Origin of the sequence: Streptomyces sp. NPDC015032, assembly GCF_043080425.1 — a bacterium.
Taxonomy (GTDB): domain Bacteria; phylum Actinomycetota; class Actinomycetes; order Streptomycetales; family Streptomycetaceae; genus Streptomyces.
The window spans coordinates 1-15,110 of sequence record NZ_JBIBVN010000073.1; the positions used below are offsets into that span (position 1 = coordinate 1).

Genomic DNA, 15,110 nt, shown 5'->3' on the forward strand with positions numbered 1-15,110 from the left:
GTACCGGGGGTTCCGGTTCCCGCCGGAGGTCATCGCCCACGCCGTCTGGCTGTACCACCGGTTCCGGCTGTCCCTGCGTGACGTGGAGGAGATCCTCTTCGAGCGCGGGATCACCGTCTCCTACGAGGCGATCCGCCTGTGGTGCGAGCGGTTCGGGCCCGCCTACGCCGCCGGGCTGCGCCGGCGGCAGTCCCGCCCGGGCGACCGGTGGCACCTGGACGAGGTCTTCATCAAGGTCAACGGGAAGATGCGCTACCTCTGGCGCGCGGTGGACCAGGAGGGCAACGTCCTGGACGTCCTCGTGACCAACACCCGCGACACCGCCGCGGCCCGGCGTTTCTTCCGCAAACTCCTCAAGGGCACCGAGGCCGTGCCGAGGGTGATCGTCACCGACAAGCTCCGCAGTTACGGGGCCGCCCACCGCGGGGCCATGCCCTCCGTCGAGCACCGCAGCTCGAAATACCTCAACAACCGGGCGGAAAACTCTCATATCCCCACCAGGGAACGCGAACGGAGCATGAAGGGCTTCCGCAGCGTCGGCACAGCCCAGAGATTCCTGGCCTCCTTCTCCCAGATCTCACCCCACTTCCGCCCCCGCCGCCACCGGATGACCGCCCCCGCCTACCGCACCGAGATGACCAGCCGCCACACCGTCTGGCACCAGATCACCGGCACCACCCTCATGGCCGCAACGGCCTGACCCAGGCACCGCCAGCACCACCGGCATACCCCAACTCACCTACATCAACGGCAACTTGACAAGCCCGGATCTCCTCCACGTCACGCAGGGACAGCCGGAACCGGTGGTACAGCCAGACGGCGTGGGCGATGACCTCCGGCGGGAACCGGAACCCCCGGTACGACGGTGCAGCGGTCTCCACGAACGGCCCCTCCCACGACGACCTCCACCAAGATCATCGCACCTCCTTCCTCAACTTGATAACACCGCCGTATGACGAGAGATCGTCACGTACGGATCTGTGAGGGCCGAGGGGTGAGAATCCCCTCGGCTACTCGGCGGTAGGTGGGTCGTCAGGGCTTGGCGCGGAGGATGTCGATGTTGCCGTGGCGGGTGCGGGCGCGGACCTCGACGGTGCCTTCGGTGCCTTCGGTCTTTTCGGGGGTCCGGGAGGTGGTGGTGAGGGTGTTGCGTACCTGTCCGGAGCCTGCGTCGGCGTCGATCCAGGCGGCGGTGCCCTGGCGAATGCCGATCTCGATGGCACCGTAGGAGGTCTCCAGCTGGACGGTGCCGCGGGCGATGTCGGCGGCGCGCACGGTGCCGTGGGCGGTGGTGGCGGTGAGCGAGGCCTCGGCGTGTGCGACGTCGATGTCGCCGTGGGCGCCGCTCACCCGCAGGTCGCCGGTGGCGGTGTTGACGGTGGTGGTGCCGTGCGAGTTCTTCACCACGGCGGGACCGTTCAGGGTACCCACGCGCAGGCTGCCGGTGCTGGTGGTGATCTCGGCCTCGCCCTCGACCCGCTCGACGGTGACCGAGCCGTGGGAGGCGGTCAGCTGCAGCGGGCCGGTGGTCTCGAGGCGGACGTCGCCGGAGGAGGTCTTCACGCGGACCTCGCCGAGCCGGCCCTCGCCGAGGACCTGGGCCCAGGCGCCGGTCATGTCGATGCGTGAGCCCGTGGGCAGTTCGACGGTCACGTCGACGATGCCGGGGCGGCGGAGCGTATTGCGCTGCTTGGGGGTCCTGACGGTCAGGGTGCCGCCTGTGCAGGCGACCTCGGTCTGCTCGGCGGCCCGCACGTCCCGGTCCTGCTTCGGGTCGCGGGGCCGTACCTCGACAAGGGTGTCGGCGCGGTCGCCTGCTGCGAAGCGGATGGAACCGGCCTCCACTTGGGCGGTGACAAGGATCGGCTCGGGAGTGTCGAAAGAAGGCATGGCTGTTCCGTCCTCCTGGGTCTTGGCGTCGTCCCCGCCTGGGAAATGGGAAAGGGGACGTGATGTGGGTGAAGTGAGGTGAGGTGACGCGGGTGAAGTAGTGCGGGTGCGGGCGGTGGCTAGCGCACCCAGCCGGTGAAGCCGTGTCCGATGGTGTGGGTCCGCCCCGTCGTGTGCGGCCGGGTGCCGCCGTCGACCGCGGCCGATACGGCCCGCACCAGCCACGCGTTGACCGACAGGCCCTCACGGCTCGCGGCCTCCTCGGCGCGGGCCTTGAGGTAGGCCGGCAGACGCAGGTTGACGCGGGCGGTGCCGCCCTCGTCGCCGTCGGCGGGCGCCTGTGCCCTGGGCGGTTCGACGGGCGGGGCGGCCGTTTCCGCGGCATCGGCGGCGGGCGGCGGCGTCACCACGAAGTCGGGGTCCAGCCCGCGCAGCCGTACGTCGACCGAACCCGGGGCCAGCTCGCGGGTGATCTCGTCCATCGCGGCGGAGAGCACGTTGAGCATGGTCAGACGGGTCGCCGACTCCAGTGGGGCGATGAGCCGCTCGGCCAGCTCGCGGGCGTCCTCCCCGCCGGCCTCGGCGGCCACGGCGAGTTCGCGACGCAGGGTGTCGACATACGGCGTGAGATCCATAACGTCATAATAGCGCCACAATGGCGCCACACGCAAGACCGAGTGGCACCACGTGGCGCCACCTCCGCCTGGGCATGCATGCGCAGTGACCCCGCACCCTCGAACCGGGTGCGGGGTCAGGTGCGCCGACCGTTCAGGTCAGTCCCCCTGATCCCTGTCGGGGACGCCGTGCTGGCGTGAAAACATGGGCGCGGTGCCTGCCCGCCGACCCCGATGCTTCGTTGGGACCTTGAGCCCGTAGGTCAGTCTGGCGCCGGGACCGCAGAGGGGCCACGCACTGTTGCCTTCGAAGCACGCCGGTCAGATTCTCGCTCCCCCAGCGGTCCCATGGGCGGGCGCCGTTCCGCACAGGCAACGGTATGAGGGGAGCTGTCCATGGCGGAGGCCGAGGACATCGAGGAGATCGAGCAGGCAGCCGAGTTCGTGGAGCGGGTCGCCGCGATCGACATCGCCAAGGCATCGGGCATGGTCTGCGTCCGGCTGCCGCATGAGGACAAGCCCGGCTTTCGGACCCAGCGGGTCTTCAACACCGTCGCGACCAGCGGCGCGATCCTGGACCTGGCCGATCACCTCATCTGCCAGGGCGTCACCCGCGTGGTCATGGAGGCAACCTCGACCTATGTGCGATGTGAGGGTGCTTGAGCGAAGTGGGAGGCACTGATGGAGTTCGGCTGATGCCGAGGGTGTAGTACCCGGGCCAGTGCGCATGGCCCGTCTCCGCCTCGGCGTGCGTCGCGGGTAACTGCGAGGTGCGAAGCCCGGGGAAGAAGCCCAAGGGCCCCTGTTCCACCCTGGGGTTACAGGCGAGGAGAAGACCGGCGGGAACCTCCGGACCGTTCGGGTGTTCCCGGTCCCGCACGGCCAGCCAGGCCGGGCGGGGTGATGGGCGAACGCAAGTGAACCCCTGATGAGGCTTCGTGAAGGTTACCCCTGCCGGTGGGATGTTCCAGCGGGGTTGTAGGGACTGGCCGCTGGAAAGCGGCAGGTGCCAGTCGAGGCGTAGTTGTCGGCTGGGAGCGCACCACCGTCCTCGGAGTAAAGGGGGCGTCCTGCCCGGTCGCATCTTGCTCATGTGCAACACAACAACCCCGATGGGGTCCGGACGGCTGGTCCGTCCGGTAGGCCGACCGTGAGGAAGGTCCAACTCCCCAGCGGGCGCAGGATGATCCAAGAAGCGAATGCCGGTGACCGAAAGGCAGCAGGAAACCGGGGCCGCGAGCCGGGACCTCCCCCGGCGGCACCCGCATAACTGGCCGGATAGGGGCAACTGCCCTGGCCCGAAAGGGCGCTGACGTGGATCGGGTGAGCCTGCGAGGACTCGATGGACGACGGCACCGGAACCGAGGGACAAGTTGGACACTGCGGTGGCACGGACGGACGAGGCGGTGCAGACCGGCACGTCCGCCGTCGGCGTGGTGAACGGACCCGAGGACGACGTCTCCGACTGGGCTGCGATCGACTGGCGGCAGGTCGAGGACGACGTACGGCGTCTGCGGCAGAGGATCTTCGTGGCGTCGCAGGCTGGGGACCTGAAGCGGGTCCGCAATCTGCAGAAGCTACTCCTCCGCTCCCGTGCCAACACGCTGTTGAGCGTGCGCCGGGTCACGGAGGTCAATGCTGGCCGCACGACGGCGGGCATCGACGGGCGGGTGGTGCTGACGCCCCAGGGCAAGGCCGAAGTGGCCGACTGGATACAGCACCGCGCCGCCGCGTGGAAGCCCAGGCCCGTCAAGCGGGTGTACGTGCCGAAGCCCGACGGGCGTCGGCGCGGCCTCGGGATCCCCGTGATCTTGGACCGCTGTCTTCAAGCTGTGGTCCTGAGCGCGTTGGAGCCCGAGTGGGAGGCACGGTTCGAGTCGAGATCCTATGGCTTTCGTCCCGGCCGTGGCTGCCAGGACGCGATCCAGGCCATCTACGTGACCGCCCGCGGCGCACGCTGCAAACGGCCGTGGGTGCTGGACGCGGACCTGGCGGCGGCGTTCGACAAAATCGACCATGATCACCTTCTCGCGTCGCTCGGCACGTTCCCCGGCTCGGTCCGGGCGGCGGGGAGCCGGGGCGGGCGCGGCGGTCCGGGGACCGATGTGGGTGCTCAGCCCTCGTGATTGCGGGCGAAGTCGTCGTGGACCTGTCCGCGCAGCACCCGCAGCTCCCCGAAGGGGAGGGTCAGGCGCTGGGCGAGGTAGGAGGCGCCGCTGGTGCCGCCGGTGCCGGGCAGGTCGCCCAGGGTCCTGGACATCAGGGCCAGGTGGGCCACCTTCCAGCGCCAGTACGCGTTGCCGATGTCCAGGAGCAGTTCGGCGATCCGGTGGTGCACACCCGTCTGTACGCCGGCCCGGCAGACCTCGGCGGGAGAGGTACCGCGGTGGGCCGTCGCTGCGCAGAACGCCTCGTACAGCCGGCCGGGGTCCGCGTCGTCCCCCAATAGGTCGGTCAGCGAACGGAATTGCACCGATTCGGCCCCGCTGGCGGTGTCCAGATAGGGGCGGAACTCGGCGAAGAGGCGCAGCGGCAGCTTCTCCAGCGTGAGCAGCTGTTCGTGCAGCACACGAAAGAGTTCGGTCGCCCGCTGCAGGAACTCGGCGCTCAACTCCGGCTCATCGGACCCGAGTTCGGGGGACAGCGCGTTGGCCGCGGCGCCGAGGTCGGCGATGATCTGCTTGAGCCAGAGTTCGCAGGTCTGGTGCGCGACGATGAAGAAGTGCTCGGCGAGGACGACCGCGGTGTCGGCCGTATCGCGCGTCCGCGGCACCTGCAACGAGAGCAGGGTGTCCACCCGCAGGTAGTCCTTGTAGGTCAGGCTGCTGGTCACGGCGTCACTCCGCGGTGTGGTCTCGGACGAAGTCGAGCAGTTTGCGTACGCCGAGGTCGAGCTCCTGCGGGTCGACGCAGAACGCGATCCGGATCAGGTGGCGGGCCCAAGGGGCGTACTCGGCCGACCGGATGGCGCCCGCCGCGTCGAGTTCGGGGTGCCAGGCGAAGCCGTTGCCGGGGACCACCGCGACATCGGTGGCGTCCAGCAGCCGGGTGGCGAAGGTCTCGGCGTCCATGCTGGTACGCCCGATGTCCGCCATCGCGTACCACCCGCCCGCTGGCAGCTCGTGCAGCAGACCGGCCTCGACGAGCCGGGGGAGCGCGGCGTCCCGGTTGGCCAGTACCCGCGCGCGGTTGGTCTCGGCGATGGCGGCGCGGGCGCGCAGCGCGGCCAGCCCCGCGTACTGCACCGGTGTGGAGGTGCCGATGATGTTGGCTTCCTGGACGACCCGCAGGGCATCGGCGGCCCGGTCGGTGGCGGCGGCCACGTAACCCAGCCGGTAGCCGGTCATGGCGGCGCCCTTGGAGAAGGTGTAGACGCTGTGCACGATCCGGTCGGCGACCGGGACATCGCGCTCCAGCGACGCCACCGAGAAGTGGTCGCCGTCGTAGACGAAGTGCTCGTACGCTTCGTCGCTGATGACCTGCCAGCCCTGCTCGCGGGCCAGGCCGAGCAGGGTGCCCAGCAGCTCGGCGTCCAGGACCGCGCCGCTGGGGTTGGAAGGGGAGTTGAGCAGCAGTACGCGGGTGCGCGGACCGGCCGCGGCCAGCAGGGCGTCCGGGTCGGGGCGGAAGTCGGGGCCCAGCTTGTAGAAGACCGGGCGGAAACCCGCCAGCAGGCTCTGCTGGAGGTGGACGGGCCAGTGCAGTTCGGGCAGCAGAATCTCGGCACCGGGCTCGGCGAGGGACTGCAGCAGCGCGGACAGGCCCTGGCAGGAGCCGGGGGAGACAAAGACCCGGGAGGCGGTGGTGTCCAGGAGGTTGTCGCGGTTCAGCTTCTCGGTCAGGGCCGCGCGCAGCTCCGGCAGGCCGTCCACGCCCGAGTACTTGGTGTCGCCGCGCCGGACGGCCTCGATGAACGCCTCGGCGACGTCGTCCGGCGGGTTGAAGTAGGGCTCGCCCACGTGGAGTTTGGTCACCCGGGCGCCGGTGGTGCGCTCCTTGATCTCCGCCGCACGGAAGATGTCCTGGAGACACGACGACGGAATCGTCGCGGCCATCGGTGCGCGGCTCAGTTCTTCGGTCCCCGCTATGTGCACGCTCACGTGCCACCTCGCATGTCTGGTGAACTCAACAATCGGGCAGTGTTGGTCGGTTGGTCGTTGCGTGGCGCGGCCGCGCGCTATGCCGTACGGCCGCCGTCGACCGGGATCAGCGCGCCGGTGACCCACCCGGACAGCTCCGGATCGAGCAGCGCGCACACCCACCTGGCGACCTCGGCGCCGTCGCCGAAGCGGCCCATCGGCGTCGCGGACAGCAGCCCGTCGCGCAGCTCCTGCTCCTGTGCGGCCGTCATCCCCGTCTCCTGCCACAAAGGTGTGTCGACCGGGCCCGGCAGGATCGCGTTGACCCGTACCCCCGGCGCGAGTTCCCGCGCCAGCGAGCGGGTCAGGCTGTTGAGGGCGGCCTTGCTGGCGCCGTAGAACGAACGCCCCGGCATGGCCAGCACACCGGAGACCGACGAGACGTTGACGACACAGCCGCGGTTGGCCTGCAGCTGCGGCAGCGCGCTGCGGATGAGGTCGGCGGGCGCGCGGACATTGACGTCCAGCATCGCGGTGAAGTCGGCCGGGCCGGTCTCGGCCAGCTTGCCGAACCGGGCCGCTCCGGCGTTGTTGACGACGGCGTCCAGGCGCCCGAACCGGTCGACGGCCGCGGCCACGATGCTCTCCGCGGCGCCCGGCGCGCTGACGTCCACGGCCACCATCTCGACCGCGTCCGGGGCCTGTCGGACCAGCTCCGCCAGCGGTTCCGCGCGCCGTCCGACGACCGTGACGCGCGCCCCGGAGCGCAGTGCCCGCTCGGCGATGCCGCGTCCGATGCCCGTACCCGCGCCGGTGATCACCACCGACTGTCCGGCGATGCTCATGACGCCAGCGTCCCGCGCCGGGGCATGGCGGCCAGCAGGTCGCCGACCAGCTCGGCCGGGTCGGCCCACAGGTGGAAATGCCCGCCGGAGCGCTCGTGCACGCTGAACGGTGCGGAGGTCACCCGCGACCACGCGGCCAGCGCGGCGTCCCGGGTGAACTCGTCCTCGGGGCTGTGGTAGCAGCGCACCGGGCACGGCAGGGGCTCGGCCGTGGGGGAGGGGCGGTAGGTCTCGCTCGCCCGTACGTCCGAGCGCAGCGCGGGCAGTACGAGGTCGCGCAGCTCGTCGTTCTGAGCGATCTCCGGTTCGATGCCGCCGAGCCGGCCCACCGACGACCACAGTTCGTCGTCGGAGGCGAGGTGGGTGATCCCGCTGCGGGAGTCGTCGGGCGCGGTACAGCTGGAGACGAACAGGTGCTGCGGCGGGGCGCCTTGGTCGCGCATCACCAGCGCGGTCTCGTACGCCACCAGCGCCCCCAGGCTGTGCCCGAACAGCGCGTAGTCGACCGGTGCGAGCCGCAGCAGCTCCGCCGCGACCTGGGCACTCATCTCGGCGATGCTGCCCACAGGCGCCTCCCGCAGTCGGTCTCCCCGCCCGGGGTACTGCACCGCCAGGAGCTGTACGTCCGGCGGCGTCACGGCGGACCAGCCGGCGTAACTTCCCGCCGATCCGCCGGAATGCGGCAGACACACCACGCGTACCACCGGATTCACCACATTGTTCATCGGCCGTATCCAGCTGGCGCGGCGACTTCCGACCATGGCAGATCCCCACTGCTCGAACTCACGGGTTAACGGATGTCCCGCAGCCTGCCACGGCAATTGCGCCAGTGATCGTCAATCTTTCGCTTCTCATTCAACCCGGGGCGCGGGGCCGAAGGGCGGCTGAAAGATGTCGGGAAGAGTCGTCCGACCGGGTCGGCCGGACGGTGACCCTTTGCTTGGGCGCGCCGCACGGCCGGCCCTCGAAGACCGGCTGTCAAAGAATGGCAAGGAGCCCACCGGATGAGCCCGTCCGCCCCCGACTTCCGCTCTGTCGACCTCACCGACCCGGCCACGTTCGTCGACCACGATCCGCACGCGTTCTGGCGCACGGTCCGCGCGACGGAGCCCGTGTACTGGCACGAGCCGCGCCAGGGACGGCCCGGCTTCTGGGTGGTGGCCGGCCATTCTGACGCCCAGGCCGCGTACAACAACCCGCAGGCGCTCAGTTCCGCGCGCGGCACGGTGCTCGAAGTGCTGCTGCGTGGCGGCGATTCGGGCGGCGGCCGGATGCTGGCCGTCACCGACCGCCCCCGGCACCGGGAGCTGCGCAATCTGATGCTGCACGCGTTCTCGCCCCGGGTGCTCGGCGAGGTCGCCGTGAAGGTGCGGCAGTGCACCAACCGCCTGGTACGCACGGTGACCGAACTCGGCTCGTTCGACTTCGCGACCGAGGTCGCCGAGCAGATCCCCATGCACACCATCTGCGATCTGCTCTCCATCCCCGACGCGGACCGCAAGGACCTGCTCCAGTGGAACAAGATGGCGCTGTCCTCGGACGACCCCGAGAGCACGGAACTCGACTCGGTCGGCGCCCGCAACGAGATCGTCCTCTACTTCATGGAACTGGCCCAGGAGCGCCGGGACCGCCCCGGCGACGACGTGATCAGCATGATCGCCGGCGCGGAGGTCGAGGGCCGGCCGCTGAGCATCGAGGACGTCGCCCTTAACTGCTACAGCCTCATCCTGGGCGGCGACGAGTCCTCGCGGATGTCGGCCATCACCGCGGTCCTCGCGCTCGCCGAGAACGGGGACCAGTGGCGGGCGCTGCGTACGGGTGAGACGGGCTTCGAATCGGCGGTCGAGGAGGTGCTGCGCTGGTCGACCCCCGGCATGCACTTCGCCCGCACCGCGACCCGCGATCTCGTCATCGGCGGCCGGCAGATCCGTACGGGCGACATCGTCACCCTGTGGAACACCTCGGCCAACAACGACGAAGCGGTATTCGACGCGCCCCGGCAATTCAACCTCTCCCGGCAGCCCAACAAACACCTCTCCTTCGGCCACGGACTGCATTACTGCATCGGCGCCTACCTCGGCCGGGCCGAACTCCGCGGGCTGCTGACCGCGCTGGTGGACTCGGTGGAATCACTGGAACTCGACGGTGCACCGACCCGCATCTACTCGAATTTCCTCTTCGGCTACAGCGGGCTGCGGGTGCGCTTTCATCCCCGGGCGGTCTAGTGTCTCGTGATCCGGTTTTTGTCAGTTCGCGTTGTTATTGACGAGTTTTCTGACGCTGGTTGCGACGAGTTGGACCTTGGCGAGGATCTCGCCGGTGGTCGCGGTCCAGGTGAAGGGTTTTGCGTCCGACCGGGTGTTATCAAGTTGAGGAAGGAGGTGCGATGATCTTGGTGGAGGTCGTCGTGGGAGGGGCCGTTCGTGGAGACCGCTGCACCGTCGTACCGGGGGTTCCGGTTCCCGCCGGAGGTCATCGCCCACGCCGTCTGGCTGTACCACCGGTTCCGGCTGTCCCTGCGTGACGTGGAGGAGATCCTCTTCGAGCGCGGGATCACCGTCTCCTACGAGGCGATCCGCCTGTGGTGCGAGCGGTTCGGGCCCGCCTACGCCGCCGGGCTGCGCCGGCGGCAGTCCCGCCCGGGCGACCGGTGGCACCTGGACGAGGTCTTCATCAAGGTCAACGGGAAGATGCGCTACCTCTGGCGCGCGGTGGACCAGGAGGGCAACGTCCTGGACGTCCTCGTGACCAACACCCGCGACACCGCCGCTGTGACGGGGCGTTGGATCTTGTGTTGGCTGTGGTGGGGGCCGGTGGTGTTGTGGTTGGAGTGAGAGGGTTTTCTGGGGTTCCGGGCTTGTCTCTCTTCCTTTCTTGATCGTTGCGTAGGGGCTTCGCGGTGCTGTGGGCTTCTGGGCCTGCGGGTTTCGGTGTTTGGTTGGGAATCAGGGATTGTGTGGGAGGTGGTGGGACTTCTCAGTGGTCTGGTGAGAGCCCGTTGGGTGGCCGTGCTGCAGCGGGAGGTGGGTCGCGCGGTTGCGGGTGTTGCGTGGTCAGGAGTTTGTGGGGCGGGCTTGGTGGATCCATGTCCAGAGGAGGTCGGTGGGGGGTGGTGCGAGGCGGGGGAGGTGGAGTTGGTGGGCGGTGTGGTGGAGGAAGGCGGTGATGGCGGGGTGGGTTGCGGGGAGGGGTCCTTGTCGTGGCTGGTCGGGTAGTCGGGCCTGTGCGAGGGCTCGGGCGAGGGTGATGGTCTCGGGGTAGGTCACGAGGGTGCGTGCGTACAGCGCCCAGGACCTTCCGGTGGGCGCGGCATGGGGGTTGGCGTCGGTGAGGCGTTTCAGGCGGTGCTGCCAGCGGTTGGTGAGGTGGGTTTGCTGGTCGTACCAGCGGGTGGTGATGGCGGTGGCCCAGCTGGTGGCGGTGGCGGCGCGGGGGTGGCGGTTGAGCCGCTGGTGGCTGCTGTGGGCCGCGGTGAGTTCGGGTAGGGCGCGCGTGTCGAGGCTGTGCCGGGGGTCCAGGCTCCAGTGCTGGTGAAGCGGGCACAGGGCCTGGTGCGGGGGCGGGTGGAGGAGGGCATGGCCGGTGGCGCCTTGGGTGTGGCGGCGGGTGCAGGCGGGGCAGGCCCGTACGGGTTGCTCGCCGGGTTCCAGGGGCTGCCAGGCAGCGGTGGCGCGCGGGGCCGCGCCGGCCACTGTTGCTCCGGCGGGTCCGGGGTTGGTGCTGGGGGTGCGGAGTCGGGCTGAGGGGTGGTTGGTGAGGTGCGGCAGTGCCTGGGCGAGGTTGTCGGGCGGGGTGCGGGTGAAGGCGGCCAGGCGCAGTTGGGCTGTGGTGTCGAGGTGGAGTTCGGCGGTCCCCGGGGCTGCGGGGGCGGTGCGGGTGCCGGTGGTGATGCCCAGGCCGTCCAGGAGGTCGGCGGTGGTGGTCCGGTAGGTGTGGGCGAGGCGGTTCAGGTAGGAGGCGGTGGTCTCGTGGGGCAGCGGTCTCACCCGCAGTGCCCCGGCGGTCGGCGGTGCGGCCCGGGTATACGTGCGCGGTGCCCGCTGTGGGTCTGTGGTCGCGGCTATGCCCGGCTGCGGCCTGGCGCCGGGTCCTTGCTGCCTCGCTTCGTCCCGGTGGTGGGTGGTCATGTGGTTGTTGGGGTGGGGCGGCTGGTGGTGGGTTTACGGGTGACGGTGCGGGGGCGGTAGTGCTGTTCGGCGAGGTGGTCCAGGGTGATGGTGTCCAGGGCGGGGCGGGTGATCTTCTCGGTGCCGTCGAGGATGGCGGTGATGGCGGCGCGTCGTAGGAGGCGGGAGAGGCTGCCGATGCGGCCGGCGGTGCGTTGGTGGAGGTAGGGGGCCAGGCGTACGAGGCTGCCGGGGCGGTGGTGGTCGAGGTCGAGGGCGTTCTCCATCGCGGCGACGGTCTCGCGGAACGGTCGGGTGACCGTGGCCGCGCCGCTCCTCCCGCGGCCTGCGGTTGCTTCGCTCGTGCTGCTCGTGCTGCTTGCGCTGCTGGTGGTGGTGCGGTTCGCGTGGTCGGTGGTGCGGGTGGTGGCGGGCAGGGGGTCGCAGTCGATGAGTTGGGCGCGTCCGGCGAGTTGGGCGCCGGCGGTGCCGGTGAACAGGTGGGTGGCGGTGACGTCGATGCCGGCGTAGACGAAGGTGGCGCGGATCTTCTCGGTGAGGTCTTTGAGGAAGTCGGCGGCTTCGGCGCCGTTGGTGGTGCGCGGGGTCAGGCGGTGGATCTCGTCGATCAGGACCAGGCGCACGCCGACTGTGTTGTAGGTGTGGCACACCGCCGCGGTGATCTGGGTCAGGGTCATGCGGGAGGAGACGGGGATGCCGAGGTATCGGGCGAACTCGAGCGCGAGGGCTTTGGCGGTGGCGCCGGGCGGGACCAGGAGGTAGGCGACGGGGACCTGGCTGGCGGCGGGGCCGCCTCGGGCCTGTTCGGCGAGGTGGCAGGTGCGGCCCACTTCCAGGAGGATGGTGGTCTTTCCGGTGGTGGGCGGCCCGGTGACGATCAGTGAGGGTCGGGCGGTGGCCTGCTGGTGGCGCCCGAGTGCCATCAGGGTGCGTACTTCGAGGGAGGTCTGGACGACGGCGGGGGTGCGGACGGTCACGAAGCGGGAGTGGTAGGCCAGGCGCTGCTCGGCGGTGCGCGGCGGGTCCCCCGGCTTGGGCGGTTCGGGGACGGGGTCGGCCGCGAAGCGTTGGAACAGCTCCCATGTGGTGGGGGAGGCGTCCTGCCCGGGCCCCGGTGCGGCAGTGGGGGCGTCGGTCACCACAGTTCGGCCTCCTTGCGCGCGTCGTACAGCCCGAATCCGCCGCCCTGGGGCCAGGGGTCTGGGCCGTCTGGTTCTTCGTCGTCCTGGTCCGCGCTGAGGTCGTCCAGGCTGTCCGCGTCCTGCCCGCCGGCCGGCGTGGTCGTGCCGCCCGGCTCGTTCCCCGGTCCGCCGCCGTCGCCGTCCCGGATCCCCGGGGCTGAGGCCGGGCCTGCGGGCCTGCGGGCCTGGGGTGCTGGGCTGCGCCCTGGTGGGTGGGGTCTGGGTCCGGACGCTGCCGGGGTTCGGGTCGGTCCCGGGGCGTGGCTGCCTGGCGGGGCCGCTGCCGGGGGCGGCCGGCTGGGCCGGAGCGTGGCCGCGGGGGAGGGTTGCGGGTGCGTGGCGGGTGGCGAGGTGCTGTTCGCGGGCGGTGGCGTCTCCGGTGCGGACCCGGTGCAGGAGGTCGTCGAGGGCCTGGGCGAGGTCGGCTTCGTGCTGGTCGCGGGTACCGCGGCGTTCGACGGTGGTCTTCAGGTGCTGCCACAGGTCGTCGCCGAAAGGCTGGTGGACGTGGTCGGCGTGGATCCAGGGCACGGCGGTGAACTGCCCGTCGGGCAGGCGGACCCAGACCTGCCGGTGGTCGTGGGGGTTGTGGTGGACCTCCCAGCGGCCGTTCTGCGTGGTGATGCCGGAGGGCTGGCCGCGGTGGGGGTTGAGGGTGTGGTGGTCGTAGGTGCGGTGGTCGATGCGGATGCCGCGGTCGGTGATGGGCTTCCAGCGCACGGGCAGGAGTTCGATGTAGTCGGCTCGGGTCAGTGGGAGAGGGACGTGGCCGCAGGTGCCGAGCAGGGCGCCCCACATCTCGTTGGGGGACAGGGCGGTGGCGGGCATGGTGGGGTGGCGCAGTCCTTCGTGGGGCCGGTTCTGCCATTCGGTGGCGATCCACTCATCCAGCAGGTCCTGGAGCTGCGCCACGGTCCACATGGCCTCGGTCTCGGCGCGGGGTCCGCGGCGGGTGGGGTCGGAGCCGGTGTGGCCGGCGATGTGCTGGCACAGCAGGCTGTTGATGGACCCGAAAGTGCGTTCGACGTGGCCTTTGGTGGCGGGCTGGCGCGGGGGAGCGGGCTGCACGCTGATGCCCAGGGTCTCGGCGGCGGCAAGAAACGCCTCGGAGACGAACACCCGCCCCCGGTCCACGGCCACGGTCTCGGGCACGACGACCGGGCGTGCCGCGGCGCCCTGCAGCCGGGCGTCGGCGTCCAGGAGCAGTTCGTAGGGTGCCGGTGCCCGTGACAGGGCCAGGATGCCGGGCCAGCCTGGTCGCATCGGGTGCGGGGTCGCCATCTCGGCCAGCAGCAGGGCCGCGTCGACCGCCTTGGTGCCGGCTGGTCGCAGCACCGCGGCCAGGACCGACCTGGATGCCACGTCCAGCGCGATGTTGTGGTGGTAGTTGTGGGCTGACCGTTGACCGCTGCTCAGGCCCCTCTGAAATGGATTGATCACGACTGCGTTGAGCGGGAGACTCACCGCCATGCCTGCTCATGCTCGGGGCCTTGTTCTGGAACGCTTTCGCTGGATCGATGGGCACGCGGATGTCTGGGCGGTCTTCAGGGATCCCGTGACGCTCGCGGCCGTGGTTCGAGGTCTGGTGGAGCCGTTCAAGGACGAGGGGATCACTGCAGTCTGTGGTGTCGAGTCCCGAGGCTTCCTCCTCGGTGGGGCAGCTGCTGTTGCACTAGGCGTTGGCTTCATTCCGGTGCGTAAGGCGGAAGGGCTCTTCCCGGGCGACAAGCTTGTGCGTGAGTCGTCCCCCGACTATCGGAAACTGCGTCACACGCTCCGACTCCAGCGTGACTCGGTGGCGTCGGGGGACCGCGTGCTGCTTGTGGACGACTGGATCGAGACCGGTAGCCAGGCTGCGGCGGTGAAAGAGATGGTGATCGAGTGCGGTGGTGGCTGGGCTGGGTGCGCCGTCGTCGTGGACCAGCTCGACGCGGAAGCTCTCCGGGCGAGGGTCGGTCCCGTCCGAGGGCTGCTCTCCGCGAAGGAACTGCCTGAGGGCGGGTAACTGCCGCGGACCGCGTGACACTGTGGTCAGCGACCTCGTGGCCGGTCGGGCCGGTCGATGCGGGTGATGTTGGTGCTTTCCTCCAGGGCCTCACGCAGGCGGGCGTTGTCCACGGCCAGGCGCTGGATCTGGGCCGCCGCGAAGCGGAGGTTCTCGGTCAGTGACCGGTTCGTCCGGCGGAGCTTGGCGTTCCTGGCGGCGAGGATCTCGTAGGGGCTCGGGTGCTTCTCCGCCGCGGCAGCGGGTTGCGGGTTGGAGCGGATGGTGGAGATCTCGGGCGTTTCCCCTTGATCGTGGACACCCTGATCATTGGATCGTGAAGATCCATAGGACGGGAGTTCCCGTTGGGGACATCGAAGTACTCGCCTG

General features: G+C 70.2%; 14 protein-coding genes and 2 pseudogenes. 6 read left to right on the forward strand and 10 right to left on the reverse strand.

All coding sequences use genetic code 11. From position 1 onward, the window contains the following. Window positions 1–700: IS6 family transposase (locus ACF08M_RS40190; protein WP_392190262.1), on the forward strand; the 700-nt coding region annotated here is incomplete at its 5' end. Window positions 701–761: 61 nt separating this feature from the next. Here the strand turns inward: ACF08M_RS40190 and ACF08M_RS40195 are convergent. The 3 genes and pseudogenes from ACF08M_RS40195 to ACF08M_RS40205 form a co-directional block, all read right to left on the reverse strand. After that, window positions 762–881 (reverse strand): annotated as a pseudogene (locus ACF08M_RS40195) (IS6 family transposase); the annotation flags it as partial. Between the two features lie 151 nt (window positions 882–1,032). Further along, a complete protein-coding gene (locus ACF08M_RS40200) occupies window positions 1,033–1,890 on the reverse strand; it encodes a DUF4097 domain-containing protein (protein ID WP_392190263.1) in 858 nt (285 codons plus the stop codon). Between the two features lie 119 nt (window positions 1,891–2,009). Then, window positions 2,010–2,525 carry a hypothetical protein gene (locus ACF08M_RS40205; protein WP_392190264.1) on the reverse strand — a complete coding sequence of 172 codons (516 nt, stop codon included), beginning with the start codon at window positions 2,523–2,525 and terminating at the stop codon, window positions 2,010–2,012. A gap of 375 nt (window positions 2,526–2,900) precedes the next feature. Between ACF08M_RS40205 and ACF08M_RS40210 the strand changes: the two genes are divergently transcribed. Both ACF08M_RS40210 and ACF08M_RS40215 read left to right on the forward strand, forming a co-directional pair. Then, window positions 2,901–3,167, forward strand: a complete 267-nt coding sequence (locus ACF08M_RS40210; protein ID WP_392190265.1) for a hypothetical protein — start codon at window positions 2,901–2,903, stop codon at window positions 3,165–3,167. Window positions 3,168–3,889: 722 nt separating this feature from the next. Next, a complete protein-coding gene (locus tag ACF08M_RS40215; RefSeq protein ID WP_392190266.1) occupies window positions 3,890–4,630 on the forward strand; it encodes a reverse transcriptase N-terminal domain-containing protein in 741 nt (246 codons plus the stop codon). Here ACF08M_RS40215 and ACF08M_RS40220 read toward each other — a convergent pair. The 4 genes from ACF08M_RS40220 to ACF08M_RS40235 all read right to left on the reverse strand — a co-directional run bounded on the left by ACF08M_RS40220 (window position 4,618) and on the right by ACF08M_RS40235 (window position 8,153). Then, entirely contained in the window at window positions 4,618–5,337 is a 720-nt protein-coding gene (locus tag ACF08M_RS40220; RefSeq protein ID WP_392190267.1) for a tryptophan 2,3-dioxygenase family protein, read from the reverse strand. The genes ACF08M_RS40215 and ACF08M_RS40220 overlap by 13 nt on opposite strands. A 4-nt stretch (window positions 5,338–5,341) precedes the next feature. Continuing rightward, window positions 5,342–6,604 (reverse strand): pyridoxal phosphate-dependent aminotransferase, encoded by a 1,263-nt coding sequence (locus ACF08M_RS40225; RefSeq protein ID WP_392190268.1) that lies wholly within the window; start codon window positions 6,602–6,604, stop codon window positions 5,342–5,344. Between the two features lie 77 nt (window positions 6,605–6,681). Further along, the gene (locus tag ACF08M_RS40230; protein ID WP_392190269.1) at window positions 6,682–7,428 is read right to left on the reverse strand and encodes an SDR family NAD(P)-dependent oxidoreductase; all 747 of its coding nucleotides are present in this window, start codon (window positions 7,426–7,428) and stop codon (window positions 6,682–6,684) included. Further along, window positions 7,425–8,153 carry a thioesterase II family protein gene (locus ACF08M_RS40235; protein ID WP_392190270.1) on the reverse strand — a complete coding sequence of 243 codons (729 nt, stop codon included), beginning with the start codon at window positions 8,151–8,153 and terminating at the stop codon, window positions 7,425–7,427. Before ACF08M_RS40235 ends, ACF08M_RS40230 begins: the two co-directional genes overlap by 4 nt. 279 nt (window positions 8,154–8,432) lie before the next feature. Between ACF08M_RS40235 and ACF08M_RS40240 the strand changes: the two genes are divergently transcribed. Then, window positions 8,433–9,653: a cytochrome P450 gene (locus ACF08M_RS40240; RefSeq protein ID WP_392190271.1), complete on the forward strand. Its 1,221-nt coding sequence runs from the start codon at window positions 8,433–8,435 to the stop codon at window positions 9,651–9,653. Between the two features lie 198 nt (window positions 9,654–9,851). Next, a pseudogene (locus ACF08M_RS40245) lies at window positions 9,852–10,199 on the forward strand (IS6 family transposase); the annotation flags it as partial. Window positions 10,200–10,481: 282 nt separating this feature from the next. Here ACF08M_RS40245 and ACF08M_RS40250 read toward each other — a convergent pair. Continuing rightward, window positions 10,482–11,414, reverse strand: coding sequence for a TniQ family protein (locus tag ACF08M_RS40250; RefSeq protein WP_392190272.1), 933 nt, complete (start codon window positions 11,412–11,414; stop codon window positions 10,482–10,484). Between the two features lie 137 nt (window positions 11,415–11,551). Further along, window positions 11,552–12,697 carry a TniB family NTP-binding protein gene (locus tag ACF08M_RS40255; protein WP_392190275.1) on the reverse strand — a complete coding sequence of 382 codons (1,146 nt, stop codon included), beginning with the start codon at window positions 12,695–12,697 and terminating at the stop codon, window positions 11,552–11,554. A gap of 1,507 nt (window positions 12,698–14,204) precedes the next feature. Between ACF08M_RS40255 and ACF08M_RS40260 the strand changes: the two genes are divergently transcribed. Further along, window positions 14,205–14,741 (forward strand): phosphoribosyltransferase, encoded by a 537-nt coding sequence (locus ACF08M_RS40260; protein WP_392190273.1) that lies wholly within the window; start codon window positions 14,205–14,207, stop codon window positions 14,739–14,741. Window positions 14,742–14,767: 26 nt separating this feature from the next. Here ACF08M_RS40260 and ACF08M_RS40265 read toward each other — a convergent pair. Next, window positions 14,768–15,110: hypothetical protein (locus ACF08M_RS40265; RefSeq protein WP_392190274.1), on the reverse strand; the 343-nt coding region annotated here is incomplete at its 5' end.

What these genes read in the sequence shown, in the direction of transcription:
- ACF08M_RS40200 (WP_392190263.1), bottom strand. Translation starts at nt 1,890, where the DNA reads ATGCCTTCTTTCGACACTCCCGAGCCGATCCTTGTCACCGCCCAAGTG.
- ACF08M_RS40230 (WP_392190269.1), bottom strand. Translation starts at nt 7,428, where the DNA reads ATGAGCATCGCCGGACAGTCGGTGGTGATCACCGGCGCGGGTACGGGC.
- ACF08M_RS40205 (WP_392190264.1), bottom strand. Translation starts at nt 2,525, where the DNA reads ATGGATCTCACGCCGTATGTCGACACCCTGCGTCGCGAACTCGCCGTG.
- ACF08M_RS40235 (WP_392190270.1), bottom strand. Translation starts at nt 8,153, where the DNA reads ATGAACAATGTGGTGAATCCGGTGGTACGCGTGGTGTGTCTGCCGCAT.
- ACF08M_RS40210 (WP_392190265.1), top strand. Translation starts at nt 2,901, where the DNA reads ATGGCGGAGGCCGAGGACATCGAGGAGATCGAGCAGGCAGCCGAGTTC.
- ACF08M_RS40260 (WP_392190273.1), top strand. Translation starts at nt 14,205, where the DNA reads ATGCCTGCTCATGCTCGGGGCCTTGTTCTGGAACGCTTTCGCTGGATC.
- ACF08M_RS40240 (WP_392190271.1), top strand. Translation starts at nt 8,433, where the DNA reads ATGAGCCCGTCCGCCCCCGACTTCCGCTCTGTCGACCTCACCGACCCG.